At 52.7% G+C, this 16,918-nt stretch carries 14 protein-coding genes; 4 read left to right on the forward strand and 10 right to left on the reverse strand.

Features of this window, described 5'->3' with window-relative positions; all coding sequences use genetic code 11:
• Positions 1–42: 42 nt before the first annotated feature.
• From H1D31_RS16970 to rlmF, 3 genes are all read right to left on the reverse strand, one after another.
• Positions 43–387, reverse strand: coding sequence for a DUF3718 domain-containing protein (locus tag H1D31_RS16970; protein WP_261260019.1), 345 nt, complete (start codon positions 385–387; stop codon positions 43–45).
• Between the two features lie 192 nt (positions 388–579).
• On the reverse strand, positions 580–1,308 hold the full coding sequence (locus H1D31_RS16975; RefSeq protein ID WP_261260020.1) for a LytR/AlgR family response regulator transcription factor: 729 nt from the start codon (positions 1,306–1,308) through the stop codon (positions 580–582).
• A gap of 87 nt (positions 1,309–1,395) precedes the next feature.
• The gene (gene rlmF, locus H1D31_RS16980) at positions 1,396–2,283 is read right to left on the reverse strand and encodes a 23S rRNA (adenine(1618)-N(6))-methyltransferase RlmF (protein WP_261260021.1); all 888 of its coding nucleotides are present in this window, start codon (positions 2,281–2,283) and stop codon (positions 1,396–1,398) included.
• 65 nt (positions 2,284–2,348) lie between these two features.
• Here rlmF and H1D31_RS16985 point away from each other — a divergent pair, with 65 nt between their 5' ends.
• Positions 2,349–4,379, forward strand: a complete 2,031-nt coding sequence (locus tag H1D31_RS16985) for a hypothetical protein (protein ID WP_261260023.1) — start codon at positions 2,349–2,351, stop codon at positions 4,377–4,379.
• On the opposite strand, the gene H1D31_RS16990 is transcribed toward H1D31_RS16985, so the two are convergent.
• The 7 genes from H1D31_RS16990 to fadB all read right to left on the reverse strand — a co-directional run bounded on the left by H1D31_RS16990 (position 4,372) and on the right by fadB (position 11,948).
• Positions 4,372–4,800, reverse strand: coding sequence for a hypothetical protein (locus tag H1D31_RS16990; RefSeq protein ID WP_008985044.1), 429 nt, complete (start codon positions 4,798–4,800; stop codon positions 4,372–4,374). The two genes, H1D31_RS16985 and H1D31_RS16990, sit on opposite strands and share 8 nt — an antisense overlap.
• A gap of 88 nt (positions 4,801–4,888) precedes the next feature.
• Complete coding sequence (locus H1D31_RS16995; RefSeq protein ID WP_261260026.1) at positions 4,889–6,067, reverse strand: M56 family metallopeptidase; 1,179 nt, start codon at positions 6,065–6,067, stop codon at positions 4,889–4,891.
• Complete coding sequence (locus H1D31_RS17000) at positions 6,067–6,444, reverse strand: BlaI/MecI/CopY family transcriptional regulator (RefSeq protein ID WP_261260028.1); 378 nt, start codon at positions 6,442–6,444, stop codon at positions 6,067–6,069. Before H1D31_RS17000 ends, H1D31_RS16995 begins: the two co-directional genes overlap by 1 nt.
• Positions 6,445–6,571: 127 nt before the next feature.
• Positions 6,572–8,146 (reverse strand): amidohydrolase family protein, encoded by a 1,575-nt coding sequence (locus H1D31_RS17005; protein ID WP_409976786.1) that lies wholly within the window; start codon positions 8,144–8,146, stop codon positions 6,572–6,574.
• 126 nt (positions 8,147–8,272) lie between these two features.
• Positions 8,273–8,521, reverse strand: coding sequence for a sulfurtransferase TusA (gene tusA / locus H1D31_RS17010; RefSeq protein ID WP_065956229.1), 249 nt, complete (start codon positions 8,519–8,521; stop codon positions 8,273–8,275).
• Between the two features lie 91 nt (positions 8,522–8,612).
• A complete protein-coding gene (gene fadA, locus H1D31_RS17015; RefSeq protein WP_008950617.1) occupies positions 8,613–9,776 on the reverse strand; it encodes an acetyl-CoA C-acyltransferase FadA in 1,164 nt (387 codons plus the stop codon).
• Between the two features lie 18 nt (positions 9,777–9,794).
• Entirely contained in the window at positions 9,795–11,948 is a 2,154-nt protein-coding gene (gene fadB / locus H1D31_RS17020; protein ID WP_261260032.1) for a fatty acid oxidation complex subunit alpha FadB, read from the reverse strand.
• Between the two features lie 197 nt (positions 11,949–12,145).
• Between fadB and H1D31_RS17025 the strand changes: the two genes are divergently transcribed.
• Genes H1D31_RS17025 through H1D31_RS17035 form a run of 3 tightly spaced genes read left to right on the forward strand, consistent with a single transcriptional unit; the run spans position 12,146 to position 16,914 of the window.
• Entirely contained in the window at positions 12,146–14,065 is a 1,920-nt protein-coding gene (locus tag H1D31_RS17025) for a transglycosylase SLT domain-containing protein (RefSeq protein WP_261260034.1), read from the forward strand.
• 43 nt (positions 14,066–14,108) lie between these two features.
• Complete coding sequence (gene pepQ / locus H1D31_RS17030) at positions 14,109–15,434, forward strand: Xaa-Pro dipeptidase (protein ID WP_261260035.1); 1,326 nt, start codon at positions 14,109–14,111, stop codon at positions 15,432–15,434.
• Positions 15,435–15,462: 28 nt separating this feature from the next.
• The gene (locus H1D31_RS17035) at positions 15,463–16,914 is read left to right on the forward strand and encodes a TrkH family potassium uptake protein (RefSeq protein WP_261260036.1); all 1,452 of its coding nucleotides are present in this window, start codon (positions 15,463–15,465) and stop codon (positions 16,912–16,914) included.
• The last annotated feature ends 4 nt before the right edge of the window (positions 16,915–16,918 follow it).

Genomic DNA, 16,918 nt, shown 5'->3' on the forward strand with positions numbered 1-16,918 from the left:
GCAATACCAGTTCAGGCAAGCAACTGATGATGTCCGGCTGGCCTAGTTGGCTGGCGCCGTAATATCGCTGATAGTGACTTTCCGCTCTGGTAGTCTTTCATAGGGTTGTAGCATCGCAACGACCCGCTGTGCATTGTTATTGCGGGCAAAGGTCAGGAGTTGTTGCTTATTACACATTACTTTATCAACGGCGCTTTGTTTGCTGATCCGATACTCGCGTAGCGTATTAAACAGCTTGGCGGGCTGATCGTTTCTGGTATGGGTGCACACCTCAACCAGCGCAGTATGCAAGTAACTACCTTCTTTAATAAAACGGGAATCAGCAGCAGCGGGCACAGCGAGAAGCGCTGCAGCTAAGATGGAAGTCAGAGTAAGATAACGTTTCATAATATCAATCCTTTTGATGGTGGCGGCATAATTGCTGCCATCACCAGTGTAGAAGCTTTGCTGCCGGATGAAATCGCAGTTGGGGTCAACTGCAATGGCTTGTGGTAACGGGTTAAAGATTACTAAAACAATCCTGAAAGGTCGGAACCGTCCAGTAGCCGGGCGTTGGGATGAATGGTCGCAAAATGCAGTTTAGCGGTTAGGCAGATTGAGCAGGGCGTCAAGTTGTGGTTTACAGCGGCGGGATAGCTTTACCTGTTTGTTGTTAGATAGCATCAGATAGAGACCGGCAGTAGTGACGACCTGCTTAATATGCAGAATATTGACAATAGCAGAGCGATGCACCTGGACAAACAACGGCGGTAGTCTCGCCGTTAACTCCTTTAAGGTATTGCGGATAATGTAATTATCATACCGGGTATGTAAGCAGAGATAATTACCGGCCGCTTCAATCAAGATAATTTCCTGCTCCTGAAAGATCAATTCACTGCTCCCGGTCTGAAATACCAGCTGTGGCTTAGCCTGACGATTAAACGGACTCTCAGGTCTGAGGAGGGTACTGGCATCCTGCAATACTTGCTCCAGATGCTGTGGCGTGACAGGCTTGGTTAAATAGGCGAAAGCATGAAAGTGATAGGCGGCACAGGCAAACTGCTCGTAAGCTGTCAGCATGATAAAAAGTGGTGGCGTCAGAGATGAGGTTTTGTTGAACTGACGCAGAATATCAATACCGCTGAGATCCGGCATTACCACATCGAGAAAAATCAGGTCCAGATGATTCTGGTGCAGGAATTTCAGGGTTTCCCGGCCCGTGGTGGTGGTACCGATCAATAACAAATTAGGAAAGCGCTGTAACAGGATCTTCAGATACTGACTGGTAATAGGTTCATCATCGGCGATTAAAACCCTTAGCGGTTTCATCTGAAAAGTACAGTTTAGATAAGAGTAATAGAGTATAGTCAGCCGCCCCCGAACTGCAAGAAAGCGGAGCGGCCTGCCGCAGCTTTATTAAGTCGTCGGCGTAAAGCGCCAGGCTAGAATGGTGCTGGTTTTTTGACCATGCTGCATTTTAATTTGCCGCACTTCAGCTACTGCCAGACGCCGCAATTGTGCGACTAATGCCGGCAAGTGTTTTTGCTGCGAAACCAGACTGCTAAACCAGCCAACCTGGCTGGCGAACAGACTGCTGTCTGCGATCAATTTTTTGATAAAGGCGAGTTCGCCACCCTCACACCAGAGCTCATTGGCGGTACCGGCAAAATTACGGCCATGATCGGCCTTACCTAACTTCTGCCATTTCTGCTGATTAGCTGCCGCTGCCTCTGCCGCCGATGCATAGAACGGCGGGTTACAGACACTGATATCATAGTATTCACCGGGTTGGATAATACCAAATAGCAGTTCAGTGGCCTTCGGCTGCAACCTAAGTTCGATTAAGCCTTTAAGATTGGCGTTGGCTTTGACAATAGCGCCGGCGACTTTCAGCGCGGTGTTGTCAATATCACTACCGACAGCACGCCAGCCAAAACTGCGGCTAGCCAGGATCGGATAAATGCAGTTCGCACCGCACCCCAGGTCCAGCAACCGAAATTGCTTACCCTGTGCTTTAGCCACGCCGGTCAGTTCTGCAACCAGATCGGCGGCATAATGCAAATAATCGGCGCGGCCCGGGATCGGCGGGCAGAGATAACCCGGTGGTAATTGCCAGAATGTCACCTGATAATCGCTGGCCAGAATAGCCGCGTTCAGTGCCTGTACTGCTGAGGCCTGGCTAAAATCAATACTACTGTCACCAGCGGCTGTGGTAATCACAAAAGCCTGTAATGCAGGGTAGTGCCGGCATAGCCGGGTGAAATCATAGCGGCCCTGATGTGGGTTATTGGGGTGTAATGACATGAATTTTCAGGCATGATAAATCAGGAATCGAACAGACAGTGTAACGGAAAAGGACCTTCAGTGATATGTCAAAGCCTCTGAAAATTACCGCACTGCTCCTGCTGCTCTTAGCTGGCGGCTATGGCCTGACCCAATGTCAGAACCGGGCAACAGCCCCTGTTGTGCCGTCATTAGCAGACTCTCCGTATCGGCCTGCCGCCGATGCCAGAGATGAAAGGGGACTGGCTGCGCCAAAGGTAACGCCGGAGCAGTATGCGGCGTTGCAACAGCAGGTTGTCGCCTGCACACCGCAGTTACAGCAGCGACAACAACAGCATGAGCAGGAGCGGGAACAAAAGCTTACGACCGCCTTGCGCGAGCTGTTGCAGCAGGGGCAGAGCCTGGAACGGCTTTATCAGGAGTTGCAGGCATCTTCTGAACTACAGCCCTATCTGCAATTGCTATTGGATGAGGCTGCACAGCAACAGGCAGCGCAACAGGGTTTTAATGTGCTGGATGATAGCGAAGCCAGTTATGAAACCTTGTTCGGTGATGTAGTTAATCCGCAAGCGGAACCTCAAACTGAAGCCGATTGGCTGCAGCTACTGCAGAGCCTGGCAAATAGTAGCCGCTTTTATGATATGGTGCTCCTGAATCATCAGCATCAATGGCAGAGTAGCCGGGGTATATCGCCGGGGCTGGCCTTTGTCAGTAATCTTAATGCAGTGCCGTTGTCGCAAGCCCGTCAGCTGGTAGCTAACCTAAACTTGTATCCGACACATATCGCTCATGCTATCCAGCAGCAACTGCCGGATGAACTGATCATGCTATTACTGGAGCGCGGGGTAGAGCTGCAGGGCATGCCGCTATTCCGGCGTCTGGCTGAGGATAACAAAGCCGTATTTAACCTTGCTGATGCTGCGCTACTCGCTGGTCGGGCTAACCTGCTGCCGGTGCTGGCGCAATATGGTATTGAACCCAGTCAGCTCAATGGCACCGTCAGTGCGTTGGATTATCTGATTTCGGGCCTGACAGCACAGAACCGCAATCGCCAATTAAACCGGCAATGTCAGGACAATTGCTATCAACTCAGCGCAGTACAGGTCCGGCAGCTGCAGCAGCTGGCTAACCAGGGGCATCTGCTACATCCATTGCCAGCCCTCAGTAGTCCCTATTTACGCCTTACCTGGCTAAATAGCCGGAATGAGCTTGCCAGTGGTCAATGGCTGGAGCCAGCAGCAGAGCAACCAGAGTCAGCGCTGGTATCGGCGCTGCGCCGGCAATTAGCGGTACAGCCGGTCGATGACGCTACGGCTGCTTGCCTGACGGCGCAGCAGCAGCTAAGGCAATCCCGGGCGTTGTGGAGTGACCAGCAGGTAGCGGCCATTCTGGCACAGTTTCAGCAGCACTATAGCGGCGAAGCTTTGCTTGCGGCGTTGCATGACTATGAGCCAGCGTTGTTAGTAGCGTTACAGCACCGGCAACGGCAAAACATTGAGCAAGATATTGCACTTGAGGAGACGGAGCTCTATCTGGAGCTGATGCGGGTCTGGCGCTCGGCGGAGCGGATGCAGCAATTGGTGTTCAGTACACCTTTGTCGCCTTTCCTGACCAGCGAGCTGCTAGCCTGGGTGTTACTGCAACCGGAATATATCAGTATCTGGGAAGGGCGAACCTTACCGGTTGCCCCTTTGACCATGGCCTGGTTTAGTTTTGCCAGCACCGAGAATTGGCAACAGCTGGCTGCCGGCCGTTTTGACTTCCGGTTAACCGACCAGTTTGGCATGTCGCTATACCGGCCAGCCTTTGCGCACGAACAGGCGGAGCAGGTAGTGCAATTATTGTTAGAGCAGGGGGTAATGCCGCAACAAAACCGTTTCGGGCCGGATGCGCTGCATTTAGCACTGGACTGGAGTTTCCAGCAGGGGCGCTTGTTTCCTCTTTTGCCAGAGATCCTGCGCCAGCCGCTACAAGTACAGCCCTCGCATCTTAGCCGCGCCAAACGTTTACAGCTGTATTACCCCGCGCTCTATACTGAGCTGGTGGCACTGGCGCCGGCATTGCGTGTCTCTGAGGAACATTCAGCTAACTTATTGTTGGCAATAGAGCCTAATTAAGGGCTAAGCTGGTTTCTAAGTTAGTCGCCGGCAGATGTTGTTGTAGCCAAAGCCGCAGCGGCTGATATTGCTCCAGCGGAAATTTGTAGCGTACTTGCAGCTGCTGACCGAGTGCAAAATCAATAAAACCATATTGCTGGTCTTGCCACAGTTTGATCTTATCAATATTGCGGATATTCGTCGTATCCATACCAACTCGTAGCTGCCCGCCATCACAACTGAACAGGCGCAGGATATCCTTGCTGTAAACAAAATCCTGACTGGCATAGGTCGCGCTATTGCGCCACATTATCACTTCCAGCGCCAGAAAGAGTGCGACACCAAGCAAGGTATGAAAGCCGGCAAACCAGAACAATACGGCCAACGCCAATAACAGCAGGCTTTTTGCCGGCAGCGATGCCTTAATTAGTGGCCATAACATAACAAATCCTCCCTGAATCATACTGCTTAGACTAATGTGAGCTTTCGTATGGGTCAAGAGAGGATTGTAACAAGCTGTTTACCAGATGCTAGCGACTGTCAGTGTCCAGCTCGAACGCTAACTGAATGGTCAGATTGCTGCCGGCGTGATCGGGATGGTAACGCCATTTGGCGACGGCTTGTAACGCCTCGTCGTTAAAAACGGCTCTTGGGTTGGCATCCAGTACTCGCAAATTTTCGACCTTACCCTGTGCATCAATGTTAAAACTGAGCTGTACCCAGCCATTGATCCCCTCTGCTGCGGCCTTAACCGGATAACGCGGGTTAATTCTGACGATGGGGGTTATTTCCGTTTTCGTCTGCGCTGCCGTAGTTTGGCTTTCTGTTACTGCGACAGTGGTTTGAAGTAGTGATGCAGCGCAAAGGAGTGCCAGGGCGCAGCTTAGCGCCGGATATTTTAACAGCGGGCGGCGCTGCTTTAATTGGGTTAGACGTTCGGTCATCGTAGCCAAAGCTCCATAATGTTGAGTAATCGAATTAAAGTTCACTGTGGGTGGTGCCGACTGCATTGCTGCCAGCAGTGTTCTGGCGTAGCAAACTAAAGTGGTATTGTCTTGTTGTTGCAAAACTCTGGCATCGCAAGCTAATTCCTGATCGGCGCGGTAACGACGATAAGCCAGCCAACTCAGTGGGTTAAACCAGAACAGCGCAACCAGTATTAAGGCCAGTAGGTTGCACTGTGGGTCCGCACTCTGCCAGTGGGCACGCTCATGTTGTAGGATCAACTTCCGCTGTTGCCGGTCAAAACGTTGCAGAAAGTTGTCGGGTAAAATCAGTTGTGGTGTTAGTAAGCCAAAAATTGCCGGGCCCAGGGCGCTGTCCGTACGGTAACAGACCAGGGTGCCGCTACGGTAATGGCGGCCGGCATTGAGTTGGCGTTGTAGTCTGAGCTGACTGAGCAGGGCATAGCCAAACACCAGCAAAGTGCCGGTAGCCCAAAGCAGCAACACAACAAAGGTCACAGCATTGGCTTGTGGTACAAAGCCAGGCTCGTCGGGTAATACCAGCCAGAATTCAGGCAGCAGATTGGCCGGGCTCTGAGCCGGTAACGCTGGTACCAAGGGTAACAGCAGTGCAACAGGTAGCAGTAACCATAGTGAATACAGGGTGCGGGCTCCGTACCACTTGAGCAGCAGGGGGTGTAAGCTCAGCAAGAGCACACTCAGGATACTTAGCCAGATATTGGCTTGCCATAACCAGTTAATCATTATCCGTTGTCCTTATCCTGCTCCAGGCGGTTAACCAGTTCCTTTAACGCCGCCAAATCGGTTGCTGACACCTGATGCTGTGCGGTAAAGCTGGCAACAAGAGGCGTCAATTGGCCAGAGAACAGCTTCTTAATAAAGCTGCTACTTGCTTGCTGCTGATAGAGACTGCAGTCGATAGCGGGTGAGTAAAGATAGGCTTTGCCCTGCTTCTGATAGCTTAGGGCACCCTTGCTAACCAAGCGGTTGAGTAGGGTTTTAATGGTTTTCTCATGCCAGTCTTTATGTTGCAACCGGGCAATTACTTCTGCCGCCGTGCTAGGATGTTGCTGCCAGAGTATCTGCATCACCGTCAGTTCGGCATCACTAATCTCAATCATTATTTACCAGAAGATTACACTTGTAGTCTTTAAAAGATTACACATGTAATCCAATTTAGCAAGCTTGCGGCTAAATTATTTTCGACAGCGGGAATCCGGCGCGCAGAGCGCACCGGAATAGCCTGATTTAGGGTTGTTGCTCTGCCGCCTTGGCCTGCTGCACTAAAGTCCGTACGTCGGCCAGTAAGCGCTGGGCATCGTAGATAATGCCGTCTTTGATGGTATAGCGCACGCCCTTGGTGCGCTCCGGTTGATTGTCGGCATTGAGCCGGTAATGGCCGGTGCCATACAATACTTTAAAGTTGGCCAGCGGGTTTTCTGCCACTATCACCAAATCTGCCTTTTTACCGGCGACCACGCTGCCAATTTCCTGATCTAAACCAAGCGCAGTAGCGCCATTTAAGGTGGCGGCCTGTATCACCTCCAGCGCATTAAAGCCTGCTTCACGCAGCAGCTCCAACTCCTGAATATAGGCAAAACCATAAATTTTATAGATATAACCAGCGTCGGAGCCAACAGTCACGCGACCGCCATGATTTTTAAAGTCATTTAAAAACTGCATCCAGAGCCGGTAGTTTTCCCGCCACTGAATTTCATGTTCGGTCGTCCAGTCAAACCAGTAGGAACCGTGGGCATAGCGGTTAGGTGTAAAAAAGCGCTGTAGTGTGGGCAGGGTATAGTCCTGATGCCATTCGGCATTCCGCTGCGCAGCGGCATCGCGGCTGGCTTCGTAGATGGTCAGGGTGGGGTTGATGGTAAAATCCAGTTGGATCAGCTCATCCCGTACCGCCTGCCATTTGGCAGAGCCCGGCTTCGCCGCCTGTGCCCACAGCTGGCCAGCAGCGGCAAACCGGTCCTGTTCATTCTGATAGTTATAATTAGCCGGATACTGCTGAATCGTCTGGCCATCAAACAAGGCCTCAGGCAGACCATACCAATGTTCCATCGACGTCAGGCCCATGCGGGCACTGTGCAGCACATTGGTGCGGTAAACATTCAGCTGGGCGTGATGCATCATGGTACCGAGCTGCTGTTGTTTGGCTTCGGCCAGCGCTGCGGCCATAATTTGCGGAGTAGCACCAAAAAACTTAATCCCGGCGGCACCGGCTTTCTTAATATCCTGCACCCATTTTTTGGCCTGGTTTGGGTTAAAAACCGGCTCCGCCAGGCCCTGACCGAAGCCAACATAGGGTACGATCCGTGGCGCGACAATCTGATTGGCGGCCGCCGCCTGCATATGGCGCAAGGTCCAGGCCAGGCCGTTAAAACTGCCCGGCTCGCGAATAGTGGTAATGCCATGCGCTAACCAGAGTTTAAACACATATTCGGCCGGTATTCCGTTGGCAGAGCCGCCGATATGGCCATGCATATCGACAAAACCCGGCAGGATATACATGCCACTGACATCTAATTCCTGATCGCCGGGTTTAGCTTGAGGCCGACTTTGCGCCAGTACCGGCACCTCCGGATAACCGACAATGGCCACCTGACGAATACGATCCTGCTCAATCACGATATCCACCGGGCCGACCGGTGGCGCCCCTTCGCCGCTAATCAAAATGCCACCACGCAGGATTAAACGCGGATAGGGGCCGTCACCTTCCGTTCGCGTCGGTGCCGACGGCGTGCGTTCAGGGGTTTGGCTGTAAGCCATTGGTAAGGATAACGCGAGACAAAGAATTAGCAGTAGCAGCGGGTGCATAGGTAAACCTGTTTTGTTGTTATTATTGCCGGGTGAGCAATAAACAGGCTAAGCCGAAATTCGGGAAAATACAATGCAATAAGCCGGCTGGTGGCGTATCTGCGATAGCTGGAGCAGAGTCGAATTTTAGCTACTGATTTTTTTAACCAGGTAGCGGTAGGGTAAGGCTGCGGTATCACTACCGACCAGCTGATGATCCATAAAGCGGCAAAACGCCGGGATATCGCGGGTGGTGGCAGGGTCGTCGGCGATAATCAGCAAGGTTTCACCTGCCTGCATTTTGCGGATCTGCAACCGTACCAGCATCACCGGCTCAGGGCAGCGCAGCCCAAGGGCATCCAGCGTATGATCGGCTTGCTGAAATAAGGTTTCCATAATGGCAACTGCTCCGCGAATTGATAACAAGGGTAACAAAAAAGGGCCGTAAACGGCCCTATTTTAAGCTATCTGCGCTGTTGCGGCTAGGTTAAGGCCGTTCAAACACCGTAGCGATACCCTGGCCTAAGCCGATACACATGGTTGCCAGGCCAAACTTACCGCCCTTAGCTTCCATCACATTAATCAGCGTGGTGCTGATGCGTGAGCCGGAGCAGCCCAGTGGGTGGCCTAAAGCAATGGCGCCACCGTTCAGGTTCACTTTCTGCTCAGCTACTTCCAGCAGACCCAGGTCTTTCATAACCGGCAAGGCTTGTGCCGCGAAGGCTTCGTTCAGCTCGGCATAATCGATATCGGCAATGCTGATACCGGCAGCCTTTAACGCTTTCTTCGAGGCTGGCACCGGGCCATAACCCATAATAGACGGATCACAACCAGCCACACCCATACCACGGACATAAGCGCGGATCGGTAAACCGAGCGCCTTCGCTTTGTCTTCGCTCATCACCAGCATACCTGAGGCGCCATCGGATAAGGCGGAAGAGGTGCCGGCGGTCACAGTACCGTTAGCCGGGTCAAATACCGGCCGCAGCTGGCTTAGTGCTTCAACCGTGGTTTCCGGGCGGATCACTTCGTCGTAATCGAACAGGCGCAGTACGCCATCGGCGTCATGGCCTTCAGTCGGAATAATTTCATTTTTAAAGCGGCCCTGCAGGGTGGCTTCGTGCGCCAGGCGATGCGAGCGGGCACCAAACTCATCCTGCTGCTGCCGGCTGATGCCATGCAGCTTGCCCAGTAATTCGGCGGTCAGGCCCATCATACCGGCGGCCTTGGCCACTGAGGTGGCTAAGCCAGGGTGGAAGTCGACGCCGTGGTTCATTGGTACATGACCCATATGCTCGACGCCACCAATCAGATAGACCTCACCCATACCGGTTTGGATGGCGCGCACGGCATCATGCAATGCCTGCATTGAAGAGCCGCAGAGGCGGTTTACGGTGACACCCGGTACTGAGTGCGGGATACCCGCCAGTAAAGAAGCATTGCGGGCGATATTAAAGCCTTGTTCCAGCGTTTGCTGCACACAGCCCCAGATCACATCATCAATATCTGCCGGGTTTAAAGCCGGGTTGCGCTCCAGCAGGCTGGCCATAACATGGGCTGACAGCTGTTCAGCGCGAACATTGCGGTACATGCCAGCTTTAGAGCGGCCCATCGGGGTACGGATACAATCTACAATAACGGCGTTTTTCATATTCTGCTGCTCCTGCGCTTAAACCGGGAAGAAACGCTGGCCATTAGCGGCCATGGCGCGGGTTTGTTCGGTTACCTGGTAAATCTCGCCCAGGTGGGCGTACTTGTCGGCCAGTGCGACAAAGTTAGCCAGACCCAGGGTATCGACATAACGCAGTGGACCACCACGGAACGGAGGGAAGCCCAGGCCATAAACCAGACCCATATCCGCTTCGGCCGCACTGGCAACAATGCCTTCTTCCAGACAGCGGATTGTTTCATTAATCATGGGTACCATCAGGCGGGCAATAATGTCCTCGGCACTGAAGTCCTGTTTGGCGGCAGCAATACCGGACAGTAAGTTAAGGCTGGCGGCATCAATATCCTTTTTCGGCTTGCCTTTGGCATCTTTGCTGTAAGCATAGAAACCGAGGCCATTTTTCTGACCGTAACGGTTAGCCTGATACATGGCGGCAACAGGATCATTGTCCAGTTTGGCCATCCGGGTTGGGAAGCCGGCTGCCATCACGTCCGTGCAGTGATAAGCGGTATCTAAACCGACGACGTCCAGCAGATACGCCGGGCCCATCGGCCAGCCAAACTGCTTTTCCATCACCTTATCAACCTGAGCGAAGTCGGCGCCGTCTAACACCAGTTTGCTAAAACCGGCGAAGTAGGGGAACAGTACCCGGTTGACAAAGAAGCCCGGACAGTCGTTAACGACGATCGGTGATTTGCCCATTTTTGCCGCGTAAGCGACAACAGCGGCCACGGTTTCTTCACTGGTGTCTTTGCCGCGGATCACCTCTACCAATGGCATCTTCGGTACCGGGTTAAAGAAGTGCATACCACAGAAATTCTGTGGCCGGCTCAGATTCGCTGCCAGCTGGTTGATTGAGATGGTCGAAGTATTTGACGTCAGGATGGCATCATCGGCCAGCAAGGCCTCAACCTCTTTTAATACTGCGCCCTTGATTTTCGGGTTTTCGACCACGGCTTCCACCACGATATCGACGCCTTTCACCTGCTCGTTGCTTAGTGTCGGTGTAATAGCAGAGATCACTTTCGCCATACCCACTGCATCCAGCTTGTTACGCTCCACCTGTTTACCCAGCAGCTTGGTGGCTTCGCCCATCCCCAATTCCAACGCTTTATCGGCAATGTCTTTCATCACTACCGGTACACCCTTTAACGCGGATTGGTAGGCAATGCCGCCGCCCATAATGCCGGCGCCCAGCACAGCCGCTTTTTTCACGGCCTTGGTGGCAACTTTTGCGGCTTTTTTCGCTTTACCCTTAATCACCTGATCATTCAGGAACAGGCCAATTTGCGCCGTTGCGGCATCGGTTTTAGCCAGTTTGGCAAAGCCGCTGTTTTCCAGTGCGACGGCGGCGTCACGACCTAAAGTCGCAGCGGCTTCAATAGTCTGCACGGCTACCATGGGTGCCGGGTAGTGTTTGCCGGCGGTAGCGAACACCATACCTTTGGCGGTGTTAAAGCTCATGGTGGCTTCGGTTTTGTTCAGTTTCAGCGGTTGCAGTTTCACCGCACGTTTTTTCTGCCAGTTCAGCTTACCGGCGATGGCATCTTCCAGCATGCTCAGGGCTGCTGCTTCCAGTTTCTCGGGTGCCACCACCGCATCAATTAAGCCTTCTTTCTGCGCTTGCTCTGCACCACGCTCTTTGCCGGTGGTGATCCATTCCATCGCATTATCGGCACCGATAATCCGTGGTAAACGCACAGTACCGCCAAAACCTGGCATCAAACCCAGTTTTACTTCCGGTAAACCGATACGGGTTGTAGTATCCGCCACCCGGTAATCACAGGCCAGGGTCCACTCACAGCCACCGCCCAGTGCAAAACCCTTAATCGCAACCACCGAAGGCACAGATAAATCTTCACAGTAATCAAATACATCAGAAGCGGTTTTAATCCAGGGAACCAGTTCGGCTTCCGGACGCTCGAATACAGGTAAGAACTCGGTGATATCGGCGCCGACAATAAAGTTGTCTTTGCCGCTGACAAACAGCACGCCTTTTAATTCAGGATCCGCGTGCAGCTTGGCCAGCGCTGCCTTACAATCGGCCAGCGTCTGTTGATCAAATTTGTTGACCGAACCTTGGGCGTTAAACGTAAACCTGGCAATACCAGGTTTCAGATACTCCACCTGGATGCTGTTACTTTGGTAAATCATAAATATGCTCCTTGGTCGCGTTTGCTATAGGGTTATTCGCAACTGGTACGATGAGGTTATCCCATCCAGTGTGTCGTGCTTTAATGAAAATATCAATAGTTATTTAAACAGGTGTTTGAATTCCGGGTAGGTGCAAAGTCTGAAGGACCCCACCTATTTCTCATCCGATCGTTAGTTAGCATTTTGGAGCCTTTGTTGTGAAACGCCTGCTTGTTTTATGCTGTACCCTGCTACCGGGCTGGTTATTGGCCAGCACCGCGGATCTTGCGGTGTTGCAACAGCAACGCCAGCTGTTTTTACAGGCTGAGCGGCAGCTGGGATCGGCGCCGGCACCGCAGATTGAAAGCTGGCTGACCGAATTACGCGATTATCCGTTACGTCCTTACCTGCAACAGCGCTGGTTGCAGCGACGCCTTAGTGCCCACGATGAGATAGCTGGTTTTTTGCAACAGCATCAGGGTTCGCCGCTGGATTGGCCGTTACGCCGACCCTGGTTGATGAGTTTAGCAAATAGCCAGCAGGCCGAGCGCTTTTTACAGCATTTTCCCGGCTCGAATGATGCAGAGCTAAGCTGCATTGCCTTGTTACAACGTCTGAAAGCCGAGCCTGCCGCCAAGGCCGCCATCTGGCAGGAAACGACATCACTCTGGACTGTAGGTAAGTCGCAACCTAAAGCCTGCGACCCTTTATTCAGCCAATGGCGTCAGGCCGGGCAATTAAAGCCGGAAATTGTGCTGCGCCGCATCCAGCTAGCCGCAGATGGTGGCGACGTTGGCCTGATCCGCTATCTGAAAACCCTGTTACCGGCCGACCGGCAATATCTGGCTGATCTGTGGCAGCAGGTACGTCAGGACCCGCAGGTGATCAGCCGGCCACGTTTTTTCCCCGGCCGTCACGTAGTGGAGCGCGATATTCTGACCTACGGTTTAAAACGTCTGGTATGGCGCTCGCCTGATTTAGCATTACAAACCTGGCAGCGTTTTACCAGTGACCCTTATTTCACTGCAGCGCAGCGGTTGGACGTGCAGCGCCAGTTTGCGATTGCTCTGGCGCACCGCGGCGATAGCCGGGCAACGGACTGGATGCGCAAACTCGCACCGGAGCAATTGGATAGCACCCTGGCGCAGTGGCAGGTTGGGCATGCCCTGCGTGAGCTGGATTGGCCTCGGGTACAGCAGGTGATTGAGAATTTTCCAGCGGAGCTGGCCGCGGATATTAACTGGCGTTACTGGCGGGCCCGGGCGCTGGAAGAGCAGGGTAAGCAGGCTGAAGCCGACAGTATCTTCCGTGAGCTAGCGCAACGGCGGCATTTTTATGGTTTTATGGCCGCAGCCAAGCTGGGGTTGCCGCCCAGTCTGGCGCATAACCCGGTACCTGTGAGTACAGAAGACTTAACTTTGATCCAACAGCATCCGGCGGTACAACGGGCAAAGGAATGGCTGGCGCTGGGCCGTTTAACCGAAGCGCGGCGGGAGTGGAATTTCCTGCAGCGCTCTGCCAATGGCCAGCAGAAACTGGCGGCGGCCAAGTTAGCCAACGACATAGAGTGGCATGAAAGGGCCATTTTTACACTGGCCGATGCTGGTTACTGGGATGATGTGGAGCTGCGGTTCCCTCTGGCCTTTAAAGAAGAAATTCAACGCTTTGCCAAAAGCGCGCAGGTGGACTCCGGTTGGGCCATGGCCATTGCCCGCCGTGAGAGTTCCTTTATGCCGGATGCGAACTCGCCGGTTGGAGCCCGTGGTCTTATGCAAATTATGCCGGATACCGCCAATTATATTGCCAAAAAGAAAGTACAGGTGAGCCAGCTGTATAACCCGGTCACCAATATTGATTTTGGTACTGACTATCTGAACTACCTGATGCGCCGTAACGACGGCAACCTGATTATGGCTACGGCAGCTTATAATGCCGGCTACAGCCGAGTCAGACAGTGGATCCCGCGTGACCGTGCCGTGCCGGTCGATGTCTGGGTAGAAACCATTCCATTTCGCGAAACCCGTGAGTATGTGAAAGCGGTAATGGCGTATTATCAGATCTATAATATTCGTTTAAATGAACCGAACGATGTGTTCCTGCCGTTAGTCGCCATGCAGATTGGGAGCACAGCTAAATGATGCTATTATCGGTTTTCCCTTTACAGCAATGCATAAGGTATTTATGAACCCGAATTATCCTCAACTGTATCAGGCGCATGTGCAGGAACTGCAGCAACGGACCCGAAACGTGCTGGCGCGCGAAAATCTGGATGCGCTGGTTATTCACTCTGGCCAGGCCAAGCGTAAGTTTCTGGACGATATGGACTATCCGTTTCAGGTCAATCCGCATTTTAAAGCCTGGTTGCCGGTGGTTGATAATCCGCATTGCTGGTTGTTGGTAGACGGCGTTAATAAGCCGAAACTGATTTTTTACCGGCCAAAAGATTTCTGGCATAAGGTACCGCCGGTACCGACAGATTTCTGGGCTGAATACTTTGATATTCAGCTGTTGGAAAAAGCCAATATGGTAGAAAGTTTGCTGCCGTACGATAAGGCACGCTTGGCTTATATCGGGGAGTACCTGGAAGTAGCCCGCGCTTTGGGTTTTACCGAAATTAACCCGGAGCCGGTACTAAACTATCTGCATTATCATCGGGCCTATAAAACGGCTTATGAGCTGGCTTCGATGCGCGAAGCAAACCGGCTGGCTGTTGCCGGGCACCGTGCTGCCGCTGATGCCTTTTACGCTGCTGGCAGTGAGTTTGAGATCCAACTGGCCTATCTCTCAGCAGTAGGTCAGGGCGAAAATGAAGTGCCTTACGGCAATATCATCGCCCTGAATGAACATGCCGCCATTTTACATTACACCGCGCTGGAGCGTGCTAAGCCGGCGCAGCATAAGTCGTTCTTGATTGATGCCGGCGCGTCCTGTTATGGCTATGCCGCGGATATTACCCGTACCTACAGCTTTAACCGGCAAGATGAATTTGCCGAACTGATTAAGGCGGTGAATACCGTGCATCTGCAGGTGGTTGATACTATTAAACCCGGTATCAAATATACTGAGCTACAGTTGTTGACGCACCGTTTACTGGCGCAGGTGTTACTGGACTTTGACTTTGTACGTGGCAGTGTCGACAGCCTTGTTGAAACTGCCATTAGCCGGACTTTTTTCCCGCATGGGGTTGGGCACCATTTGGGGTTACAGGTGCATGATGTCGGTGGCTTTATGGCCGATGAGCGCGGCACCCATGTTGCGGCGCCGGCTGAGCATCCATTTTTACGTTGTACCCGCCTGATTGAGCCGGGAATGGTATTTACCATTGAGCCGGGGCTGTATTTTATCGAGTCGTTGCTGGCCGATCTGCAGGCAACACCAGAGGCAAAACAGCTCAACTGGCAAAAGGTTGACCAATTCCGCACTTACGGTGGTATCCGGATTGAGGACAATATTATTGTCCATCGCGAACGTAATGAGAATATGACCCGCGAGCTGCAGCTGCCATAAGCAGTGGCAAGGGCGCATTAAGGACCCTATGCAATATCGTTCGATAATCCGGATCCTGGGGATGCTGATTGCCATTTTCAGCATCACCATGGTGCCGCCGGCGCTGGTCGCATACTGGTACCAGGATGGTGCCGGCGTGCCCTTTATCCTGTCTTTTATACTCTGCTTGTTCAGTGGTTTTTTAATCTGGTATCCAAACCGGCAATATCGGGCTGAGCTAAAGGTCCGCGACGGCTTCCTGATCGTGGTTTTGTTCTGGATCGTGCTGGGTGCGGTAGGGGGCATCCCGCTGGTATTGGCAGAGCGGCCCAATATGAACCTGGCCTCGGCAATGTTTGAGGCTTTTTCCGGCCTGACGACTACCGGTGCGACGGTATTAACCGGCATTGAACTACTGCCAAAGGCAATTCTTTACTACCGGCAGCAGCTGCAATGGTTAGGTGGTATGGGGATCATCGTATTAGCGGTTGCGATTCTGCCGCTGTTAGGTGTCGGTGGTATGCAGCTGTACCGGGCGGAAACGCCGGGGCCGGTTAAAGACAACAAGATGACGCCGCGGATTGCCGATACCGCCAAACATCTGTGGTATATCTACCTGGCGCTAACGCTGGCTTGTGCGTTGGCATTCTATTTAGCCGGGATGTCCTGGTTTGATGCAATTTGCCATGCCTTTTCAACGGTAGCCATTGGCGGCTTTTCGACCTATGACGCCAGCATTGGTCATTTTGACAGTGGCTTGATTAATACCATCTGTATTGTGTTTCTGCTGATCAGTGCGGTGAACTTTCCGCTGCACTTTGCTGCTATCCGCGGTAAGAGTGTGGCAACCTACTTCCGCGATCCGGAATTTAAAACCTTTCTTGGCATTCAGGCGGCGCTGATTCTGATTTGTTTTCTGGTGTTATTACATACCAGCGTTTATCCGGACGCTCTGACAGCACTGAACCATGCCGCCTTTCAGGCGGTATCGATTTCCACCACGGCAGGCTTTGCGACTGACGGCTTTGCTGCCTGGCCATTGTTTTTACCGATCTTACTGATTTTCTCCAGTTTTATCGGCGGCTGCGCCGGTTCGACCGGCGGCGGGATGAAGGTGGTTCGGGTATTACTGCTGTTTAAGCAAGGGGTGCGCGAGTTAAACCGGCTGGTGCATCCACGGGCTATCTATGCCATTAAACTTGGCCGGCGGCCGGTTGAAGATCGTATTGTACAGGCGGTTTGGGGCTTTTTTGCTGCTTATGCGCTGGTATTTGTGGTGATTATGCTGGCGCTGATCTTTACCGGGCTGGATAATATTACCGCCTTTTCGGCTACAGCGGCTTGTCTGAATAACCTGGGGCCAGGCCTGGGTGAAGTGGCGGCCCATTTTGGCAATATTCCGGATGCCAGCAAGTGGATCCTGATTATTGCCATGGTGTTTGGCCGGCTGGAGATCTTTACCTTGCTGGTACTCTTTACGCCGGCATTTTGGAAAGATTAGACAC

The organism is Alishewanella sp. BS5-314 (genome assembly GCF_025377695.1).
Classification (GTDB): Bacteria; Pseudomonadota; Gammaproteobacteria; order Enterobacterales; family Alteromonadaceae; genus Alishewanella; species Alishewanella aestuarii.

Bases quoted from the DNA above. Each gene is read 5' to 3' on its own strand.
- H1D31_RS16970 (WP_261260019.1), bottom strand. From the start codon at position 387: ATGAAACGTTATCTTACTCTGACTTCCATCTTAGCTGCAGCGCTTCTC.
- H1D31_RS16975 (WP_261260020.1), bottom strand. From the start codon at position 1,308: ATGAAACCGCTAAGGGTTTTAATCGCCGATGATGAACCTATTACCAGT.
- rlmF (WP_261260021.1), bottom strand. From the start codon at position 2,283: ATGTCATTACACCCCAATAACCCACATCAGGGCCGCTATGATTTCACC.
- H1D31_RS16985 (WP_261260023.1), top strand. From the start codon at position 2,349: ATGTCAAAGCCTCTGAAAATTACCGCACTGCTCCTGCTGCTCTTAGCT.
- H1D31_RS16990 (WP_008985044.1), bottom strand. From the start codon at position 4,800: ATGTTATGGCCACTAATTAAGGCATCGCTGCCGGCAAAAAGCCTGCTG.
- H1D31_RS16995 (WP_261260026.1), bottom strand. From the start codon at position 6,067: ATGATTAACTGGTTATGGCAAGCCAATATCTGGCTAAGTATCCTGAGT.
- H1D31_RS17000 (WP_261260028.1), bottom strand. From the start codon at position 6,444: ATGATTGAGATTAGTGATGCCGAACTGACGGTGATGCAGATACTCTGG.
- H1D31_RS17005 (WP_409976786.1), bottom strand. From the start codon at position 8,146: ATGCACCCGCTGCTACTGCTAATTCTTTGTCTCGCGTTATCCTTACCA.
- tusA (WP_065956229.1), bottom strand. From the start codon at position 8,521: ATGGAAACCTTATTTCAGCAAGCCGATCATACGCTGGATGCCCTTGGG.
- fadA (WP_008950617.1), bottom strand. From the start codon at position 9,776: ATGAAAAACGCCGTTATTGTAGATTGTATCCGTACCCCGATGGGCCGC.
- fadB (WP_261260032.1), bottom strand. From the start codon at position 11,948: ATGATTTACCAAAGTAACAGCATCCAGGTGGAGTATCTGAAACCTGGT.
- pepQ (WP_261260035.1), top strand. From the start codon at position 14,109: ATGAACCCGAATTATCCTCAACTGTATCAGGCGCATGTGCAGGAACTG.
- H1D31_RS17035 (WP_261260036.1), top strand. From the start codon at position 15,463: ATGCAATATCGTTCGATAATCCGGATCCTGGGGATGCTGATTGCCATT.